We start from the raw sequence: 16912 nt of genomic DNA, 5'->3' as shown, positions 1-16912 counted from the left end.
GTCCGCCATCGCACTCGCAGCAACCGTCATCTACTGGTTATGAATCCTGACCCTAGTACTTGGTGGATTGAGGATTTTTCCCGCAATTTCCTGACGTAACCTTAGCTTGAAGTTAGCAAACTGGGGCTACATTCATTCAAAAGCCAACCATCCTAAGTATATTATTTTATACAACTCATGTGCCCCTCCGGGCCTACCAGCATCACCGCCCGATCACGATATCCGCGCACAAGCCGCCCAGCTTTTCGCTTTCACCCAGCCGCAACGCGCCACCATGGGCGCGGGCGATGTCGGCGACGATGGCCAGACCCAACCCCACCCCGGTGCCCTGGTTCTGGTTGCGCGCCGGGTCGAGGCGAGAGAAGGGTTTCGCCGCCTCGGTGCGCTGTTCGGGCGGGATGCCGGGGCCATCGTCCTCGACCCGGATGCGCAGCGATTTGGGGGTCATCATCAGGCTGACCTCGGCGCGGTTGCCATAGCGCACCGCGTTGCCGATCAGGTTGCCGACGGCGCGGCGGATGGCGGTGGGGCGCAGCATGGCGGTGCCCTGGCCTTCGCATTCGGTCAGTTCGACGGCACGCCCGGCGCGCTGGGCATCCTCGACGATCTGGCTCAGCAGCGCCGCAGGATCGACTGCCTCGGGTGTCCCTTCCGAAGCGCCGCGCGAGAAATCGAGAAAGGCGTCGAGCAGGCTTTGCATCTCGTCCACGTCCTTGAGCAGCGGTGCTGCCTCCTCCTCGGGCATCATCGCCAGCCCCAGCTTCAGCCGGGTGAGCGGCGTGCGCAGATCGTGACTGACGCCTGAGAGCATCAGGGTGCGCTGCTCGATCTGCCGTTCGATTCGGGCGCGCATGTCCAGAAAGGCGTGCCCTGCCGTGCGCACCTCAACCGCGCCCCGGGGCGCATAGGGCACCACCCTGCCCCGGCCAAAGGCCTGCGCCGCCTCGGCCATCTTGGTGATCGGCCGCAATTGATTGCGCATGTACAGGAACGAGATGGTCGTCATCAGTACCGCAAAGAACACCATGGTCACGATCAGCTGATGCGGCGCCGCGGGGGACAGGCGGCGGCGGTCAAAGGACAGCTCCAGCAGGCCCAAACGGGTCTCCAGATAAACCAGCGTCTGGCGGCTACTGGGCAGGAGGACAGCCTGCGCATCCGGCAGCAGAAAGTGTATGTTGCGCTGCACGACCGCGCCCGTGAAATCGTACCACCGGCGCCAGTCGGCGCTGTATTCGGGATCAGGGGTCACAAAGCGGGCCTGCATCTGCAGGGCCTCCAAAGTCGGGCCTGCCTTGTTCAACGCCTCTTGCTGATTGTCGGCCATGTCCGCCTGATCCACGATCATGTCGATCTCACGCGACACGGTCAGGGTCATCTGTGCCGTGACGTCTTCGAGATGGCGCTGAAGGAAGGCGATTGCCACCACCAGCAGCACCACCACCATGGGCAGCGCCAGTATCAGCGCCGCACGGGCATAGAGGCTGCGCGGCATATAGGGTTTGAGCCACCGGAAGGACATGCGCTAAGCCTAGCGGGCCGCCAGAACGAGAGGAAGAGCCGATGATGCAGCCGCCAGACGATTTCAACCCGGCTGTGGGTGTGCCGGTCGAACTGGCTCCGGGACTGCGGCGGGTGCTCGCACCAAATCCCTCGCCGATGACCTATCGCGGCACCAACACCTACCTGCTGGGCACCCGCGATCTGGCGGTGATCGACCCCGGCCCGCTGAGCCAGCCGCATTTGGAGGCAATTCTGGCCGCGCTTTCCCCCGGTCAGCGCATCAGCCATATCGTCGTGACCCACACGCATCTGGATCATTCGCCCCTCGCCGCCCCGCTGGCCGCCCGCACCGGCGCTCCGGTCCTGGCCTTTGGCGGGCCAGAGGCCGGGCGCAGCGCGGTGATGCAGCAACTGGCCGCCGGCGGACTGGCTGGCGGCGGCGAAGGCATCGACTCGGCGTTCCGCCCAGATATCGAAGTGGGTGACGGAGATCTGATCGAAGGCGACGGCTGGACGCTGGAAGTGATTCACACGCCCGGGCATCTGGGCAATCACATCGCGCTAGGGTGGGAGGGAGCCTGTTTCACCGCCGATCACGTCATGGGCTGGGCCAGCTCTCTCGTCTCGCCCCCCGATGGCGACCTGACCGACTTCATGGCTGCCTGCCACCGGTTGCGCGCCCGCGACTGGCGGGTATTTCACCCCGGCCATGGCGCACCGGTGAATAACCCCGCCGGGCGCCTCGATTGGCTTATCGCGCACCGGCAAGGCCGCGAGGCCGCCATCCTGGAGGCGCTGACCGACACCCCCGCCACAGCGCGGCACCTGGCCGAGCGCGTCTACATCGACACGCCCGCCGCCTTGCTGCCCGCCGCCGAGCGCAACGTCTTTGCTCATCTGGTTGATCTGGCAGGAAAATCCCGCGTGGCCCCCGTCGGAGAACTCTCCTACACGGCCGAATTCCGCAGGCTCGCCTGAGGCGCAGAAAATCCGATTTCCCCTCTGGACGAGCCGAATCCGGATTGCTATACGGCGCGCACCGTTCCGGCGTAGCTCAGCGGTAGAGCAGTTGACTGTTAATCAATTGGTCGTAGGTTCGATCCCTACCGCCGGAGCCAATCCTCTAAATCCACAGAATTACGCCGCGCACGCCCGCCTGCGTTGCATGGTTGCGTCCAGAATTCTCGATCCACAACTCAAAAAAACCGCCCTACCCTCTGGACGCCGAAAAACCGGGTTGCTATACGGCGCGAACCGTTCCGGCGTAGCTCAGCGGTAGAGCAGTTGACTGTTAATCAATTGGTCGTAGGTTCGATCCCTACCGCCGGAGCCATAAGATACGAAAGGGGTTCGACCAGACCGGTCGGACCCCTTTTGCTTTGCCCGTTCACACAGCGGCGTGTTCCTGCCTGCGCCGCCCTACGCCTCAGCGAAAGCTGGCCCAAACCCGGATAATGCAAAGGTTTTTCGGACATTCCCCCTTTCGGCTGTCAGAATTTTTGCCATGTGGGACGCATCCATTCAAAAGGAGACCAGACATGTCCCGAGTGATTGTTATTGCCGTCATCATCGCCGCGATCGGCGCTGGTGCCTATTACGTTCTGAAGCAACCCCCAGCCACCACCGGCGAGCAGCTGGAAAGCGCTGCCGAGCAGGCAGGGGAAGCCGTGGAAACCGCGACTGAGGAAGCAACCGAAGCCGCAAGCTCGGTGGCTGAACAGGCCGAAGACGCCGTCGAGGCCGTGACCGAACAGGCCACGGAAGCTGCGGAAACCGCGACTCAGGCTGTGACCGAGGCGGTTGAAGGCGCCACGGACGAGGCGACCGAAGCCGCCGAAGCGCTGACCGAACAGGCAACCGAAGCGGCAGAATCCGCGACCCAGCAGGTGACCGAAACCGCCGAGGCTGCGACGGAAGGCGCCACCGAGGCAGTGGAATCCGCAACCGAGCAGGCCTCGGACGCGGCCAGTTCCCTGACCGAACAGGCAGGCGAGCAGATTGCCGCGCTTGGAAATCCGGGGGCCGCGCTGATGAAGGCCTGGGAAGACAGCGGTATCCTGACTGCCGACGGTTTCGACTACCAGACAATGGTCACGGCCGTGCAGTCCAGCCCGCTGGCCGAAGACATCAAGACACAGGCGGTCAAGCTTTTGACCGATATCCGGGATTCGCCTGACAGCTTTGCCGACAAGGTGCAGGAACTGAGCAAACTCCTGACGCAATAAGCGCAAGGACCGGCTCGCCGGCCATTCAAAAACCTGCGGCGGAGCGTTTTTTCCGCCCCGCCGCACAGACGTTTTCCGTGACGTCATGGGAGACGCGAATTGACGGCGGGCTGGCTGCCATGTTTGCCTTGGATCACGTTGAACCGAACGGACTTGTCCCTTGATCCAGACCGATGCCCGACCGGGCGCCAGTACATTCCGACAAGACCCCGTTACAGCCGCCTCCCCGGACCTGATATGCATGTGCCAGAGTTTGGCGCCGACCCGGGTTGATCCGATTCGATCAATCAATCTCGTTGACATCGGCCAGGCCCGCAGCCCGGTTGAATTTGGTGCAACAGGCCCCCTACCCGTTTGTCCAGCCGAAAGGACCTCAGGATGACAGATCTGCCCGAAACCATGTTCGCGGTGACCCAGACCCACGACGGGTATTCCGGAGAAGCCACCGGCCCGGTTATCGAGGACGCCTCGGACTGGCTGGCCGAGGCAGAACTGCCGCTGCCGCAGGCCGGACCCGGTCAGGTTCTGATCCGTATGCGCATGGCCTCGGTCAACCCGTCTGATCTGCATTTCATCAAGGGCGAATACGGTCAGCCCCGGGTCAAGGGCGCGCCCGCCGGTTTTGAGGGCTGTGGCGAAGTGGTGGCTGCGGGTCAGGGCGCCGAGGGGTTGATGGGCCAGCGCGTGGCATTCGTCGCAGCAGGCTCGGGCGCCTGGGCGGAATACGTGGTGACGCAGGCGCAAATGTGTATTCCCCTGCGCCCCGACATTTCGGACGAGGACGGTGCGGCGCAGATCGTCAACCCGCTGACCGCCATGGCGATGGTGGACATCGCCCGCTCGGACGGTGACGCCTTTGTGCTTTCGGCGGCCACGAGCCAGCTTGGCAAGCTTATGTGCAGCCTGGGCCGCGATCTGGGTCTGAAACCCATCGCGCTGGTCCGCCGCGCCGAGGCGGTCGAACCCTTGAAAGAGCTGGGCGCAGAGGCGGTGCTGGTCACCACGGACGCGGATGTGATCGACCAGTTCGCTGCGATCAGCAAGAACCTGAAACCGCGCGTGTTCCTCGACGCGGTGTCGGACCAGCTCTCGGAACAGATCTTTGCCGCAATGCCCAACAAGGCGCGCTGGGTGAGTTACGGCAAGCTCAGCGCCGAACCGCCAAGACTGACACAGATGGGTCAGTTCATCTTCATGGGCAAGCGGATCGAGGGGTTCTGGTTGACCCAATGGATGATGTCCACGCCGCCCGCCGATCAGATGCGCGTGGTGGCCGAGGTGCAGGCCCGCTTTGCCGACGGGCGCTGGAAAACCGACGTCTCGACGCATCTACCGCTGCGCGAAGTTGTGTCCGGATTGGCCGATGCAACGAAAAAGACTGACGGAAAGATAATGATCACGCCATAGTGGTATCATGCCCGGTGAAGTGAGGAGCACCGGGAACGCAACGAGGCGCGGGACAACCGGCGCGGGGAGGACAGTTTGGACAACGTGCAGCTGCTGATCAGCGGGCTGGCCAATGGCTGTGTCTACGGCCTGATCGCGCTCGGCTTCGTGCTGATCTACAAGGCGACCGAGGCGGTGAATTTCGCGCAAGGCGATTTCATGATGCTGGGCGCCTTTGTCACCATCGGGCTGACCAATACCGAATATATGGGCCTGCCGTTCTGGATGGCCCTGCCGGTCTCGCTGGGGATCATGGGCGCGCTGGGTTATGCGCTCGACCGGCTGGTGATCCGGCGCATGTTCGGCGAAAGCCAGACCGCGGTGGTAATCCTGACCATCGCGCTGGGTTTCGTGATCCGCTTCGTGGCCGGGTTGATCTGGGGGCATGAACCTCAGACCCTGCAGAACCCGCTGGCGGGCAAGGAGGTGCGGTTCGGCGGCCTAGTGTTGGGGATGGAGGATGTCGCGGTGATCATCGTCACCATCCTGCTCACCTGGGCGCTCTACGTGTTCTTCAGCAGGACCAAACTCGGTCTGGCGATGCAGGGCGCCTCACAGAACCAGTTGGCAGCCTATTACATGGGCGTACCGGTCAAGCGGGTGCAGGGCCTGATCTGGGCGCTGGCGGGTGTGGTCGCTGGTGTCGCGGGCATCCTCTTCGCCGCCAAGGGTTCGGTCGATCCCAACACCGGTCTGCTGGGCATCAAGGCCTTTGCGGCGGCGGTCATCGGCGGCTTCGGCAGCCTGCCCGGCGCTTTGGCGGGCGGATTGATCGTGGGTGTGATCGAACCCTTCGCCAGCCGCTACATCGCTGCCGGATACAGCCAGATCGCGCCTTACGCGCTGCTGTTGGCGGTGCTGATCTTCCGCCCGCACGGCCTGTTCTCCCAAGTGCGCGTCAAGAAGGTCTAGGCCTATGCGGATCGTGTTCAAAACCGACTACATGCAGGACATCCGCCCCTGGAAGGATGGCTATCAACTGAGCCTCTACCTGATCCTGCTGGCCGTTGTTGCGCTCGCGCCCTGGTGGCTCGACGACTTCTATCTGGGCGAGCTGACCAACGTACTGATCTGGGCCATCGCCGGGCTAGGCCTGATGATCCTGACCGGCCATACCGGGCAGGCCAGCCTCGGCCACGCCGCGTTTCTGGCCTTTGGCTGCTATGCCAACGTGATCCTGATCGAGGCCGGCGTCCCCTTCCTGATCGTCTTCCCGCTCGCGGGCATCCTGACCGGCATAATCGGCGCCCTCATCGCCATCCCTGCCCTGCGCCTGCACGGCATCTATCTGGCGATCTTCACGCTGGCCCTGTCGATCCTGATGGACGACATCATCGTGCTGACCGAACCCATCACCGGGGGCGTTGCCGGAAAATACATCGGCGGGGTCGAGATCTTCGGCTTTCTCGTCGACCGCTGGGGCACACCTCGCGCCTTCTACTGGCTGGTACTCGCCGTCACCGTGCTGGTGACGCTGGGCTATATCAACCTGCTGCGCGCGCCTCTGGGCCGCAGCTTCATCGCCGTGCGCGACAGCGAGGTGTCGGCGCAGGCCATGGGCGTCGATATCGCGCGGACCAAGACCATCTCGTTCGGCCTCTCCTGCGCTGTCACCGGTTGGGCGGGCGCGCTGATGGGGCTTTATGCGGGGGCGTTCAACAACGAAACCTTCAGCGTTGTGATCTCGATCCAGCTCCTCATGATGATCGTGATCGGCGGACTGGGTTCGATCCACGGCGCATTCTTCGGCGCCATTGTCATCGGGTTCCTGCCGCAGTTCCTGTCGATCTCCAAGGAATATGTGGGCGCCGTTATCGGCGGCAACACGGTCGCCATTCCGGGGCTGGAATTCGGCGTGTTCGGCCTGATCCTGATCGCCTTCATCCTGTTCGAACCGATGGGCATCTATGGCCGCTGGCTGAAGATCCGCACCTGGTTCGAACTGTTCCCTTTCTACCGCAAGGACATGTTCAGACGGCAGAAATCCTACCTCAAGACGGAGCGTCTTAGATGAGCCTGCTTGAGCTGAACAACGTGACCCTGAAATTCGGCGGCCTGACGGCGGTGGACCGGCTGTCCTTCTCGGTTGAGGAAGGCGAGGTGTTTGCCATCGTCGGCCCCAATGGCGCCGGAAAATCCACGGTCTTCAACCTGATTTCACGCTTCTACGATCCCTATGAGGGCACGATCCGCTTCGATGGTCATGATCTGTTGCAGGTCAAACCCTCGGGCGTGGCCGCCTATGGGGTTGCGCGGACCTTCCAGAATATCGAGCTGTTCGAACATGCCACCGTGTTGCAGAACCTGCTGGTCGGACGGCATCGCCACCGCAAGACCAACGTGATCTCCGAGTTGTTCTTTACCCCCTCGGCCAAACGGCAGGAGGTGGAAAACCGCGAAAAGGTCGAAGAGGTGATCGATTTTCTCGACCTGCAAGCCTATCGCGACAAGATGATCGCGGGGCTGCCCTACGGCGTCCGCAAGGTGGTCGAAGTGGCGCGTGCGCTGGCGACCGATCCCAAGCTGTTGCTGCTCGATGAACCCGCCTCCGGCCTGTCGGTCGAAGAGACCACCGACATGCGCTGGTGGATCGACGATATCCGGCGGCAGATGGGGATCACCGTGCTGATGGTCGAACACGATATGGGGCTGGTCTCGGGCGTCTCGGACCGGGTGCTGGCCATGGCGGACGGTGCCAAACTGGCGCTGGGCACACCGGCAGAGGTGCAGGCCCACCCTGCGGTGATCGAGGCCTATCTGGGGAAAGCCTCATGACCGAGCCGATCCTGAAAATCCGCAATATCGAGAGTTTTTACGGCCCGATCATGGCCATTCGCGGTGTCTCGCTGGATGTGCATCCGGGCCGCATCGTCTCGATCCTCGGCGCCAATGGCGCGGGCAAGACCACGCTGATGAAAACCGTCTCGGGCGTGATGGACCCGGAAAAGGGCACCATCACCTTCGACGGTGAGGACATCCAGGGCTCGGAACCCCACAAGGTGGTGCAGAAAGGCATCGTGCATGTCCCCGAGGGGCGCGAGGTGTTTCCCCTGCTCACGGTCGACGAGAACCTGAGCCTCGGCGCCTATACCTCGCCCGACAAGGCGCAGGTCGAGCGCGACCGGGAACTGGTATTCTCCTACTTTCCCATCCTTGCCGAACGCCGCGATCAGGAGGCCGGGACACTCTCCGGCGGGCAGCAACAGATGCTGGCCATCGGGCGCGGGCTGATGGCCAACCCGCAGATCATGTTGCTGGACGAACCCTCGCTGGGGCTCTCCCCGATCCTCGTGCAGGAAATCTTTGCTATCCTGAAACGGCTCAACACCGAGCAGAACATGACCATGATGCTGGTCGAACAGAATGCCCGCGCCGCGCTGGAACTGGCGCATGATGGCTATGTGATGGAAGTGGGCCGGATCGTGATGGACGGCACGGCCGACGAGTTGATGAAGTCCGAGGACATCCAGAACTTCTATCTGGGCGTTCAGGAAGAAGGCGCGCGGGAAAACCGCCGCTGGAAGCGCAAGAAGACATGGCGATAAGCGAGGAGGTGAGCCAGATGGATGCAAGCACCCTGCCCGCCCAGACCGTGATCAACGGCGTCACCTTCAACGCCACGCCGGGTCAGCGCCCGGTGCTGGTCGATGGCACCACCACCATCCCCGGCCTGTTCCAGAAACGCTGCGCCGATCTGGGCAATCGCACCGCGCATCGGGAAAAGGACTTTGGGATCTGGAAATCCTACTCGTGGTCAGACTACTGGAACCACGCCAAGTGGATCGGTCTTGCTTTGCGCAAGCTGGGCCTGCAACGGGGCGAAGTGGTGTCGATCCTCAGCGAGGACCGCAAGGAATGGGCCTGGTTCGACATGGGCATCCAATGCGTGGGCGGCATCGCCTCGGGCGTCTACACCACAGACTCGGCCAGCCAGTTGTCCTACCTGATCAATGACAGCGACAGCCGCTTTCTGATTGTCGAGGATGAGGAGCAGCTGGACAAGTACCTGCAGATCGAGGGCGAGGTGCCGAGCCTGCTGAACGTCATCATCCTCGAAGACGAAGGCCTGCACGATCTCGACCACCACCGCTGCCTGATGATCGAGGAGCTGTACGACATCGGGCGGCAGGCGGAGCGCGACGAGCCCGGCGCCTTCGATACCGAGATCGCCAAGGCCAATCCAGCCGATACCGCGCTGCTGATCTACACCTCGGGCACCACCGGCATGCCCAAGGGCGCGATGCTGAGCAATGAGAACATCATGGCCGGTATCGAGGCCGGCGCGCACCGCCTTTCCTCATATGAAACCGACGAACAGCTCTGTTTCCTTCCGCTCTGCCACATCCTTGAACGCGACGTTTCGATCTATTTCCCGCTGGCCTCGAAAAGCACGGTGAACTTCGCCGAAAGCCCCGAGACGGTGTTCGCCAACCTGCAGGAGGTCTCGCCCGCCACCTTCACCGCCGTTCCAAGGGTGTGGGAGAAGATCTATTCCCAAGTCCTGATCATGGCGCAAGAGGCGACACCTCTGGGACGCATCGCGTTTGGTATGGCGCTGAAAACCGGGATGAAGCGCGCCTCATATCTTGTTGAAAACAAACCTGTTCCCGGCGGTTTGAACGCGCAGTTCTGGTTCTGGGACAGGCTGGTTCTGCGCAACCTTCGGCGGATGCTGGGCATGGACCGGCTGCGGCGCGGCGGCACCGGCGCGGCCCCGATCTCACCCGAATTGCTGAAATGGTATTGGGCCATCGGTGTGCCCTTGGTCGAAGGCTACGGCATGACCGAAACCGCTGGCATCGCGACCATCAACACGCCTGATGAAAATCGGGTTGGTACAATTGGGAAAGCCGTGCCCGGAATAGATGTACGAATTGGACAGGACGGAGAAATTCAGGTCAAAGGCCTCAACGTTTTTCAGGGCTACTGGCGCAACAACGAAAAAACCGCCGAGACCTTCACCGGCGACGGCTGGCTGCGCACCGGCGATGTGGGGCGGATGGATGACGACGGTTATGTCACCATCACCGGTCGCCTCAAAGACATCATCATCACCGCAGGCGGCAAGAACATCACCCCGGCCGAGATCGAAAGCCGTCTGAAATTCAGCCACTACATCTCGGACGCGGTCATCATCGGCGACCGGCGCAAGTATCTGACAGCATTGATAATGATTGATCAGGAGAACGTCGAGAAATACGCTCAGGACCACAAGGTGCCGTTCTCGAACTTCGCCTCGCTCTGCGCCGCGCCCGAGGTCCGTGCGTTGATCGCGGATGAGGTCAAGGCGGTGAACACCGAATTTGCCCGGGTCGAGCAGATCAAGGATTTCCGCCTGATCGACGTGCTGCTGACCGCCGAGGACGACGAACTGACCGCCACCATGAAGCTGAAACGCGGTCTGGTGGAAAAGAAACACGCAAATCTGATCGAGGACATGTACACATAAGTCAGGGATGACCCGAAGGGAGGAGAAATATGAGGATTATGATCAAGCGGTTGGCCGCGGCCACGGCGCTGACGGCGGCGGCAACGTGGGCTAGTGCTGAAACGCAAGGTGTCACCGACGATGAGATCGTCATCGGCTCGGTAAATGACCTCAGCGGCATCTTTGCTGCGGTGGGCGTGCCTGCCGTCAAGGGGGCGAATGTGGTGTTCGACCGGGTCAACGCGGCGGGCGGCGTGCATGGACGCAAGATCCGCTACGTGGTCGAGGACAACGGGTACCAGATGCCGCGCGCGATGCAGGGCTACAACAAGCTGCTCAATCGCGACAAGGTGTTTGCCATGCTGCAAAGCCTCGGCACACCGATGAATCTGGCGGGTTTCAAGCTGCTCGATCCCAAGGGCATCCCGAACGTGGCCCCCCTGTCGGCGGCACGGCAGATGCTGCAGGAGCCGATGAAGAACAAGTTCACCTCGTTCTCCAGCTATTACGACCAGAGCCGCGTGGGCGTGGGCTATCTCGCCGGTGAACATGGCGCGCAAGAGGTCTGCACGATGTACCTGCCGACCGATTTCGGCAAGGAGATCCTTGAAGGCTCGCGCGCCGGGGCCGAAGAGGCCGGCATCACCTTCGCCGCCGAGACCACCCACAAGCCGGACGAGACCGATTTCGTGGGCTCTCTGTCCAAGCTCAAGGAGGCGGGGTGTGACATCGTCACCATGGCGCTGGGCGTGCGGCAGGCCATCACCGTGGTCGGCACCGCCAAGAAGATGGGGCTGACAGACATGAAATTCATGGGCACCTCGGCCAGCTTCCTGACCGTCGTAGCGCGGGTTCCTGGCGGAGTGACCGAAGGGTTTTATGCCGCAGCCTCGTGGCAGGACCTCTGGGCCCGGGCTGAAGAACCTGCACCCAAAGCGTTCATCGAGGAATACAAGGCCGCCACCGGCGAGGATGCGGTGGGCTTTGCCATGCTGGGCTATGCGGCTGCCGAGATGATGGTCAAGGCGCTCGAGGCCGCAGGCCCCGATCTGACCCACGACAGCTTTATCGCCGCGATGGAGACGCTGGATTACATGGATGATCTGGTCGGCAATCACATCGATTATGGCCCTGATGACCATCAGGGCGCGAACTCGATTTATGTGAACGTGGTCGAGAGTGGCAACTGGAAGAAGATCTACGAAGAATGAAATACAGAGGGCGCCCGGGCTGACCCCGGGCGCCTCTCTCATCCGCTGTAGACAGTTTCAGATATCATCCCTCGGGATGCGCAGCACCTGACCGGGGAAGATCAGGTTCGGGTCGCTCAGAATGTGCTGGTTTGCCTCAAAAATCGGTTGATAGTTCGAATTGCCGTACTGCGCCTGCGCAATCTGGATCAGCGTGTCGCCCGGCTGCACCACATAAGGCCGCCATCCGCCGTAGCCCGGCAAAATGAGCGGGCCGAACAGGACCGGGATCACGACCGACGGGCCGTTCGGGTTGCCGGTATCGTCGGCAAGGGTAAGAAACAGGCGGTTGAGTTTGAAGGTGTTGGTGTCGGGGATCTCGATGGAGCCCTGAAACTGCCGGAGCCCAAGCGAGCCCACCGTGGCAAAGGACGAATACTCGTCATGCCCTTCCGATACGCGAATGCTGAGTGTCCCCTCGAACGCCGTGGCGTTCCCGGCAATCAGGATGTTCGAGTCCACCAGATCGAATGGCTGTGGTTGTTGGATATCAAGTGTGTTGGTCATATCAATCACTCCTGCTGAGTTAATTCAGGTGCGTTTTTCTTTCTGAAAGTGCAGGCGTTATACAGCAAAACTGCCGTAATCGGTATGGCGCAGCACAATCGTCCCGCCGGCGGAGGCAGACGAGCCGCAGGATGATACATCCAGTGACAGAAATAGCGGTTTTATTTCAGAAGGTTATGGCGGAGAGACAGGGATTCGAACCCTGGAGACGGTTTCCCGCCTACACACTTTCCAGGCGTGCGCCTTCGACCACTCGGCCACCTCTCCGTGCCGGGGATATTTGGACGATCGCCACAGGATTTGCAAGGGGCGATTATGCCCAATCAGTCGTCGAGATGCAGATAGACACGGCGGTTCTGCCTGCCCTTTTTCTCAACCTTTCCCAGACGGATACGCCCGATCTCGGCGGTGCGAGCCACATGAGTGCCGCCGCAGGGTTGCAGGTCGACCTGCGCTGCACCTTCCCCGATCCTGACCAGCCGCACCCGGCCCGATCCGCGCGGGGGTGAGACCGACATGGTCTTGACCAGCCCGGGATTTGCGTCGAGCTCCTCATCGGTGATCCAGTCCTCGGTCACCGGCAGGTCGCGGTCGATCAGCTCCTGCAGCTGCGTCTGCAACGCCTCCTTGTCCTGCGGCGCCTCGGGCATGTTGAAGTCGAGCCTGCCCTTTTCGGTCCCGATGGAACCGCCAGTGACCTCCAACGGGATCACCACCGAGAGCAGATGCAGTGCAGTGTGTACGCGCATGTGCCTGTACCGTCGGTCCCAATCCAGTTCCTGCGTGGTCCAGGTGCCGACTGCGGGCGCAGCTTCGCCCTCCGCTGGCACCAGAACGATAGCACCCTCTTCACCTTTGATGGCGGTTGCCACAGTCATCTCACCACCGTCCCACAACAGCCGCCCGCCATCGCCGGGCTGACCGCCACCGGTCGGATAGAACAGAGAGCGGTTCAGGATCACGCCGCCGTCGGATGTATGGCCCGTGACGGTGCCGGGTGCACTGCGCAGATAGGCGTCGTCGCGAAAGAGCATCTCAGTGGTCATCGCCACCCCCAATATCCATATCGGCCTCGGTCATTTCGACAGGACTGGTGCTGGGCGCCGCCGCGGGCTTGGGCGCATCGGGCTTGGTCTCGGGTGCCCTGGCCGTCTTGGGGTCGAGAGTTTCGGGATTGCGCAGCCAGACGTCACGCTGGGCGAATGGGATTTCGATCCCCTCTTCGACAAAGCGCCGGTTGATCTCGTGGTTCATGTCGGATTTGACCGACAGCACCCAGTTCACGTCCCGCAGGATGGCGCGGATCTCGAAATCGAGCGAGTCCGCGCCAAAGCCCTGAAACACCACGCTGGGTGCCGGGTTTGCCAGCACCATCGGATGGGCATTGGCGATCTCGTCCAGAATGGTCTCGATCCGGCGGGTATCGGTGCCATAGGCCACGCCGACGGGCACGATCACCCGGCCCACCGTGTTGCCACGGGTGTAGTTGGTCACCGTGCCGCTGATCAGGTCCGAGTTCGGGATGATGACATCGGTCCGGTCAAAGGTCTCGATCCGGGTCGAGCGCACCGAGATATCGCGGACATAGCCCATCTGCCCGTTCACATCGATCCAATCGCCCTTCGAGATCGGGCGCTCGACCAGCAGGATAATGCCCGAGACGAAGTTCGACACGATGGTTTGCAGGCCAAACCCGATCCCGACCGACAGCGCACCAGCGACGATAGCCAGCGAAGACAGGTCGAACCCGGCGCCGATGATGGCCACGAGCGCGGCAAGGAAGATGCCGACATAACCGGTGCCTGCGACAATGGCGTTCTGCCCGCCGGGATCGATCCGGGTCTTGGGCAGCAGCGAGTTGCGCAGCCCCCCCTGCAACAGCCGAGTCAAGGCATAACCGATGGCGAAAATCGCCACGAATGTCAGGAAATTGGTGGGTGAGATCGTCACCCCGCCGATGTCGAAGCCAAGCAGCGCCTGCGACCAGAGCTCGGTCAAATCGGTCGCGCGCGCACCCCAATAAAGCGCCAGGATCGGCAGGGCCAGAATTGCCAGAGCAAAGCCGACGATGACCGAAAAGAGCGAATCCCTCCCCGCCTCGCCCTGCCCGCTGAGCAAACCATAAACGCTGGCCAGAAAGCGCTGCAGGATGACCAGCGTCGCGATCAGGGCCAGGGTTTTGACGGCCGGAAACACGATGCCTTCAGCAGCGTTCGTGTAGCCAAAAGCGGCCAGAACCGGCGAGGCGATGCCCAGCAGGAACAACCCGCGGCGGAACACCTCGATCAGTTTGCTGAACCCGCCGCCGCGCGCAGGTTCCGCCCCGTCCGCCGGCTCGTCTCCGTTGTCGCGCGTGCGAATCTGTTGCAGGCGCAGCAGCAGCAGCGCAGTGGCTACGATAACCGGAAAACCGGTCACGGCCCGGGTCGCGTCCGAGATGTTCTCGATCCGCTCGAACAGCCTCACCAGATCCTGCAGCACCAGCATCACCGCCAGCAGATCGATATGAATCCGCAGCTCAGTGATCTGCCCCGGGGCCAGGCCCCGGAACCGGCCTGACGCGCCCATCAGGAAGATCTGGCGCCCGATCCAGTTATAATAAAGGATGATCGCCGCCCAATACGGCACCTGCTCCAAAACCAAAGTTCCGCGCACGCCCAGAACACCGCTCAGCGACACGGCCACCGTCAGCGCATAGACACCCAGCCACGGAAACAGGATACGGGACAGGGACACCAGAAAGGACCACACCCCGGTCCCGCGCCCGCCCATGGCCCGCATATAGGCGCCCGCCCGTTCCGACCACCGTTTGCCGCGCGCCAGCAGCAATGCCGCGATTAAAACGAGCACCAGAATGGCCGGGGCGCGGTTGTGTATCCGCTCGCGCGTCACATCCGACCGCAGATTGGTGATCGTCTCATTCACCAGTGAACGCCCGGCGTTCCGGATGTCCGTCAGCGCATCGGGCCAGTGACGCAGATCAACGGGCGACGGCCCGCGTTGCAGCAACTCTTTCGCCTGCCGGTCCCGCAGGATGCGGTCGATCTCGCTGATCAGCCCGTTGGCGCGGCTGAACGCCTCTTCACCGATGATCCTTGGCACACGCAGCTTGTCGAGTTGCTCGTTCAGATGGGTGCGCAGCGCGGCGATATCCGGCGATTCCTCTGTGCCATCCTCAGGCTTGGGGCCAAGGGCCTGCAGTTGCCCCTCAAGGGTCTTGATCCGGTCGGTGTTCTCGTTGCGGACGTTGTTGAAGATCTCACGATACCCATCGATCTCGGATCGCAGCTTTTCCAGCGCCGCGTTCGAGGCCCGATTGGCGTCAACCACTTCTTCCGCGCGCGTGGCGGTCTTGAGCCATTGCTGATAATGCTCACGCTGTTCCTCGGCCGTCTGGGCCAGGGCAGAGACCCCCAGCCCCAGCAAGATGACGGTCAGCAACGCGCATATAATACGGCCCAGCCGCAGCATCAGACGTCCTCGAACACGCCCGGGATACTGCGGGGCGCTTCGGTCATCCAGTCCGGCACCGGAAGTTCCTTTTCCCGCAGGAAGTCGGGATTGAACAGTTTCGACTGATATCGCGTGCCGTAGTCACACAGAACGGTGACGATGGTGTGGCCCGGGCCCAGATCCTTGGCCAGACGCACGGCACCGGCCATGTTGATCGCGGTCGAGCCGCCCATGACCAGCCCTTCCTCGCGCAGCAGGTCGAAGATGTATGGCACCGCCTCATTGTCAGTGACCTGATACGAGAAGTCGGGGGTGAACCCTTCGAGGTTCTTGGTGATGCGCACCTGTCCGATGCCCTCGGCGATCGAGCCGCCCTCCATCGCCAGCTCGCCGGTGGTGTAATAGCTGTAAAGCGCGGCGCCCATCGGGTCGGCCAACGCGATCTTGACGCCCTTGGGCTGCAACGCATCGGCCACCCCCGCCAGCGTTCCGCCCGAGCCAACGGCGCTGACGAAACCGTCCACTTTGCCGCCGGTCTGCTCCCAGATTTCCGGGCCGGTGGTTTCCACATGCGCCTGCCGGTTGGCCACGTTGTCGAACTGGTTGGCCCAGATCGCGCCGTTGGGTTCGGTTTGCGCCAGTTCTTCGGCCAAACGGCGCGAATAATGAACAAAGTTGTTGGGGTTGCGGTAGGGCGCGGCAGGCACCTGCACCAGTTGCGCGCCCGCCAGCCGCAGCATGTCTTTTTTCTCTTCCGACTGGGTTTCGGGGATCACGATTACCGTCTTGAACCCCATCGAGGCCCCGACCAGCGCCAATCCGATGCCGGTGTTTCCCGCCGTCCCTTCCACGATGGTGCCGCCCGGCTTGAGATCGCCACGCGCAATGGCATCGCGAATGATGTAGAGCGCGGCGCGATCCTTGACCGATTGTCCTGGGTTCATGAACTCGGCCTTGCCGAGGATCTCGCAGCCGGTTTCTTCGCTGATGCGGCGCAGCCGGATCAGAGGTGTTTTGCCAACGGCGTCCGCCAGATCTCGTGCAATGCGCATGGTGCCCCTCGCGTGTTCGAATTACTTGCCCCGGTGTACAGGTGCCTC

The 16912-nt window shown here is 62.3% G+C and carries 14 protein-coding genes and 3 tRNA genes; 11 read left to right on the top strand and 6 right to left on the bottom strand.

From position 1 onward, the window contains the following. Positions 1 to 202 precede the first annotated feature (202 nt). Positions 203 to 1522, bottom strand: a complete 1320-nt coding sequence (locus tag GOX53_RS24655; protein ID WP_171181141.1) for an ATP-binding protein — start codon at positions 1520 to 1522, stop codon at positions 203 to 205. Between the two features lie 44 nt (positions 1523 to 1566). Between GOX53_RS24655 and GOX53_RS24650 the strand changes: the two genes are divergently transcribed. The 11 genes from GOX53_RS24650 to GOX53_RS24600 all read left to right on the top strand — a co-directional run bounded on the left by GOX53_RS24650 (position 1567) and on the right by GOX53_RS24600 (position 11813). Then, positions 1567 to 2481 carry an MBL fold metallo-hydrolase gene (locus GOX53_RS24650; RefSeq protein ID WP_171181144.1) on the top strand — a complete coding sequence of 305 codons (915 nt, stop codon included), beginning with the start codon at positions 1567 to 1569 and terminating at the stop codon, positions 2479 to 2481. A gap of 65 nt (positions 2482 to 2546) precedes the next feature. After that, a tRNA-Asn gene (locus tag GOX53_RS24645) sits at positions 2547 to 2621 on the top strand. Positions 2622 to 2761: 140 nt separating this feature from the next. Beyond that, positions 2762 to 2836: transfer RNA gene (locus tag GOX53_RS24640), tRNA-Asn, on the top strand. Positions 2837 to 3041: 205 nt separating this feature from the next. Continuing rightward, positions 3042 to 3728, top strand: coding sequence for a hypothetical protein (locus tag GOX53_RS24635; protein ID WP_171181139.1), 687 nt, complete (start codon positions 3042 to 3044; stop codon positions 3726 to 3728). A gap of 378 nt (positions 3729 to 4106) precedes the next feature. Continuing rightward, positions 4107 to 5135, top strand: a complete 1029-nt coding sequence (locus GOX53_RS24630) for a zinc-binding dehydrogenase (RefSeq protein WP_171181137.1) — start codon at positions 4107 to 4109, stop codon at positions 5133 to 5135. A 75-nt stretch (positions 5136 to 5210) separates the two neighbouring features. Next, positions 5211 to 6086, top strand: coding sequence for a branched-chain amino acid ABC transporter permease (locus GOX53_RS24625; RefSeq protein ID WP_171181135.1), 876 nt, complete (start codon positions 5211 to 5213; stop codon positions 6084 to 6086). Between the two features lie 4 nt (positions 6087 to 6090). Further along, positions 6091 to 7188: a branched-chain amino acid ABC transporter permease gene (locus GOX53_RS24620; protein WP_171181133.1), complete on the top strand. Its 1098-nt coding sequence runs from the start codon at positions 6091 to 6093 to the stop codon at positions 7186 to 7188. After that, positions 7185 to 7949, top strand: a complete 765-nt coding sequence (locus GOX53_RS24615; protein WP_171181131.1) for an ABC transporter ATP-binding protein — start codon at positions 7185 to 7187, stop codon at positions 7947 to 7949. Before GOX53_RS24620 ends, GOX53_RS24615 begins: the two co-directional genes overlap by 4 nt. Beyond that, positions 7946 to 8719 carry an ABC transporter ATP-binding protein gene (locus tag GOX53_RS24610; protein ID WP_171181129.1) on the top strand — a complete coding sequence of 258 codons (774 nt, stop codon included), beginning with the start codon at positions 7946 to 7948 and terminating at the stop codon, positions 8717 to 8719. Before GOX53_RS24615 ends, GOX53_RS24610 begins: the two co-directional genes overlap by 4 nt. A 17-nt stretch (positions 8720 to 8736) precedes the next feature. Next, positions 8737 to 10623 (top strand): long-chain fatty acid--CoA ligase, encoded by a 1887-nt coding sequence (locus GOX53_RS24605; protein ID WP_171181127.1) that lies wholly within the window; start codon positions 8737 to 8739, stop codon positions 10621 to 10623. A 29-nt stretch (positions 10624 to 10652) separates the two neighbouring features. Continuing rightward, positions 10653 to 11813: an ABC transporter substrate-binding protein gene (locus GOX53_RS24600; RefSeq protein WP_171181125.1), complete on the top strand. Its 1161-nt coding sequence runs from the start codon at positions 10653 to 10655 to the stop codon at positions 11811 to 11813. Positions 11814 to 11870: 57 nt separating this feature from the next. Here the strand turns inward: GOX53_RS24600 and GOX53_RS24595 are convergent, their stop codons facing one another. The 5 genes from GOX53_RS24595 to GOX53_RS24575 all read right to left on the bottom strand — a co-directional run bounded on the left by GOX53_RS24595 (position 11871) and on the right by GOX53_RS24575 (position 16864). Beyond that, positions 11871 to 12359, bottom strand: coding sequence for a LysM peptidoglycan-binding domain-containing protein (locus tag GOX53_RS24595; protein ID WP_171181123.1), 489 nt, complete (start codon positions 12357 to 12359; stop codon positions 11871 to 11873). A gap of 177 nt (positions 12360 to 12536) precedes the next feature. Then, positions 12537 to 12626: transfer RNA gene (locus tag GOX53_RS24590), tRNA-Ser, on the bottom strand. Between the two features lie 56 nt (positions 12627 to 12682). After that, positions 12683 to 13405 carry an alanyl-tRNA editing protein gene (locus GOX53_RS24585; RefSeq protein ID WP_171181121.1) on the bottom strand — a complete coding sequence of 241 codons (723 nt, stop codon included), beginning with the start codon at positions 13403 to 13405 and terminating at the stop codon, positions 12683 to 12685. Beyond that, a complete protein-coding gene (locus GOX53_RS24580) occupies positions 13395 to 15830 on the bottom strand; it encodes a DUF3772 domain-containing protein (RefSeq protein WP_171181119.1) in 2436 nt (811 codons plus the stop codon). The genes GOX53_RS24585 and GOX53_RS24580 overlap by 11 nt, the downstream gene beginning before the upstream one ends. Continuing rightward, complete coding sequence (locus tag GOX53_RS24575; RefSeq protein ID WP_171181117.1) at positions 15830 to 16864, bottom strand: cysteine synthase A; 1035 nt, start codon at positions 16862 to 16864, stop codon at positions 15830 to 15832. The genes GOX53_RS24580 and GOX53_RS24575 overlap by 1 nt, the downstream gene beginning before the upstream one ends. Between the last annotated feature and the right edge of the window lie 48 nt (positions 16865 to 16912).

This window comes from Ruegeria sp. HKCCD8929 (genome assembly GCF_013031405.1).
Classification (GTDB): Bacteria; Pseudomonadota; Alphaproteobacteria; order Rhodobacterales; family Rhodobacteraceae; genus Ruegeria.
The sequence above is the reverse complement of the archived record's forward strand: the minus strand, read 5'-3'. Positions and strand labels throughout refer to the sequence as shown.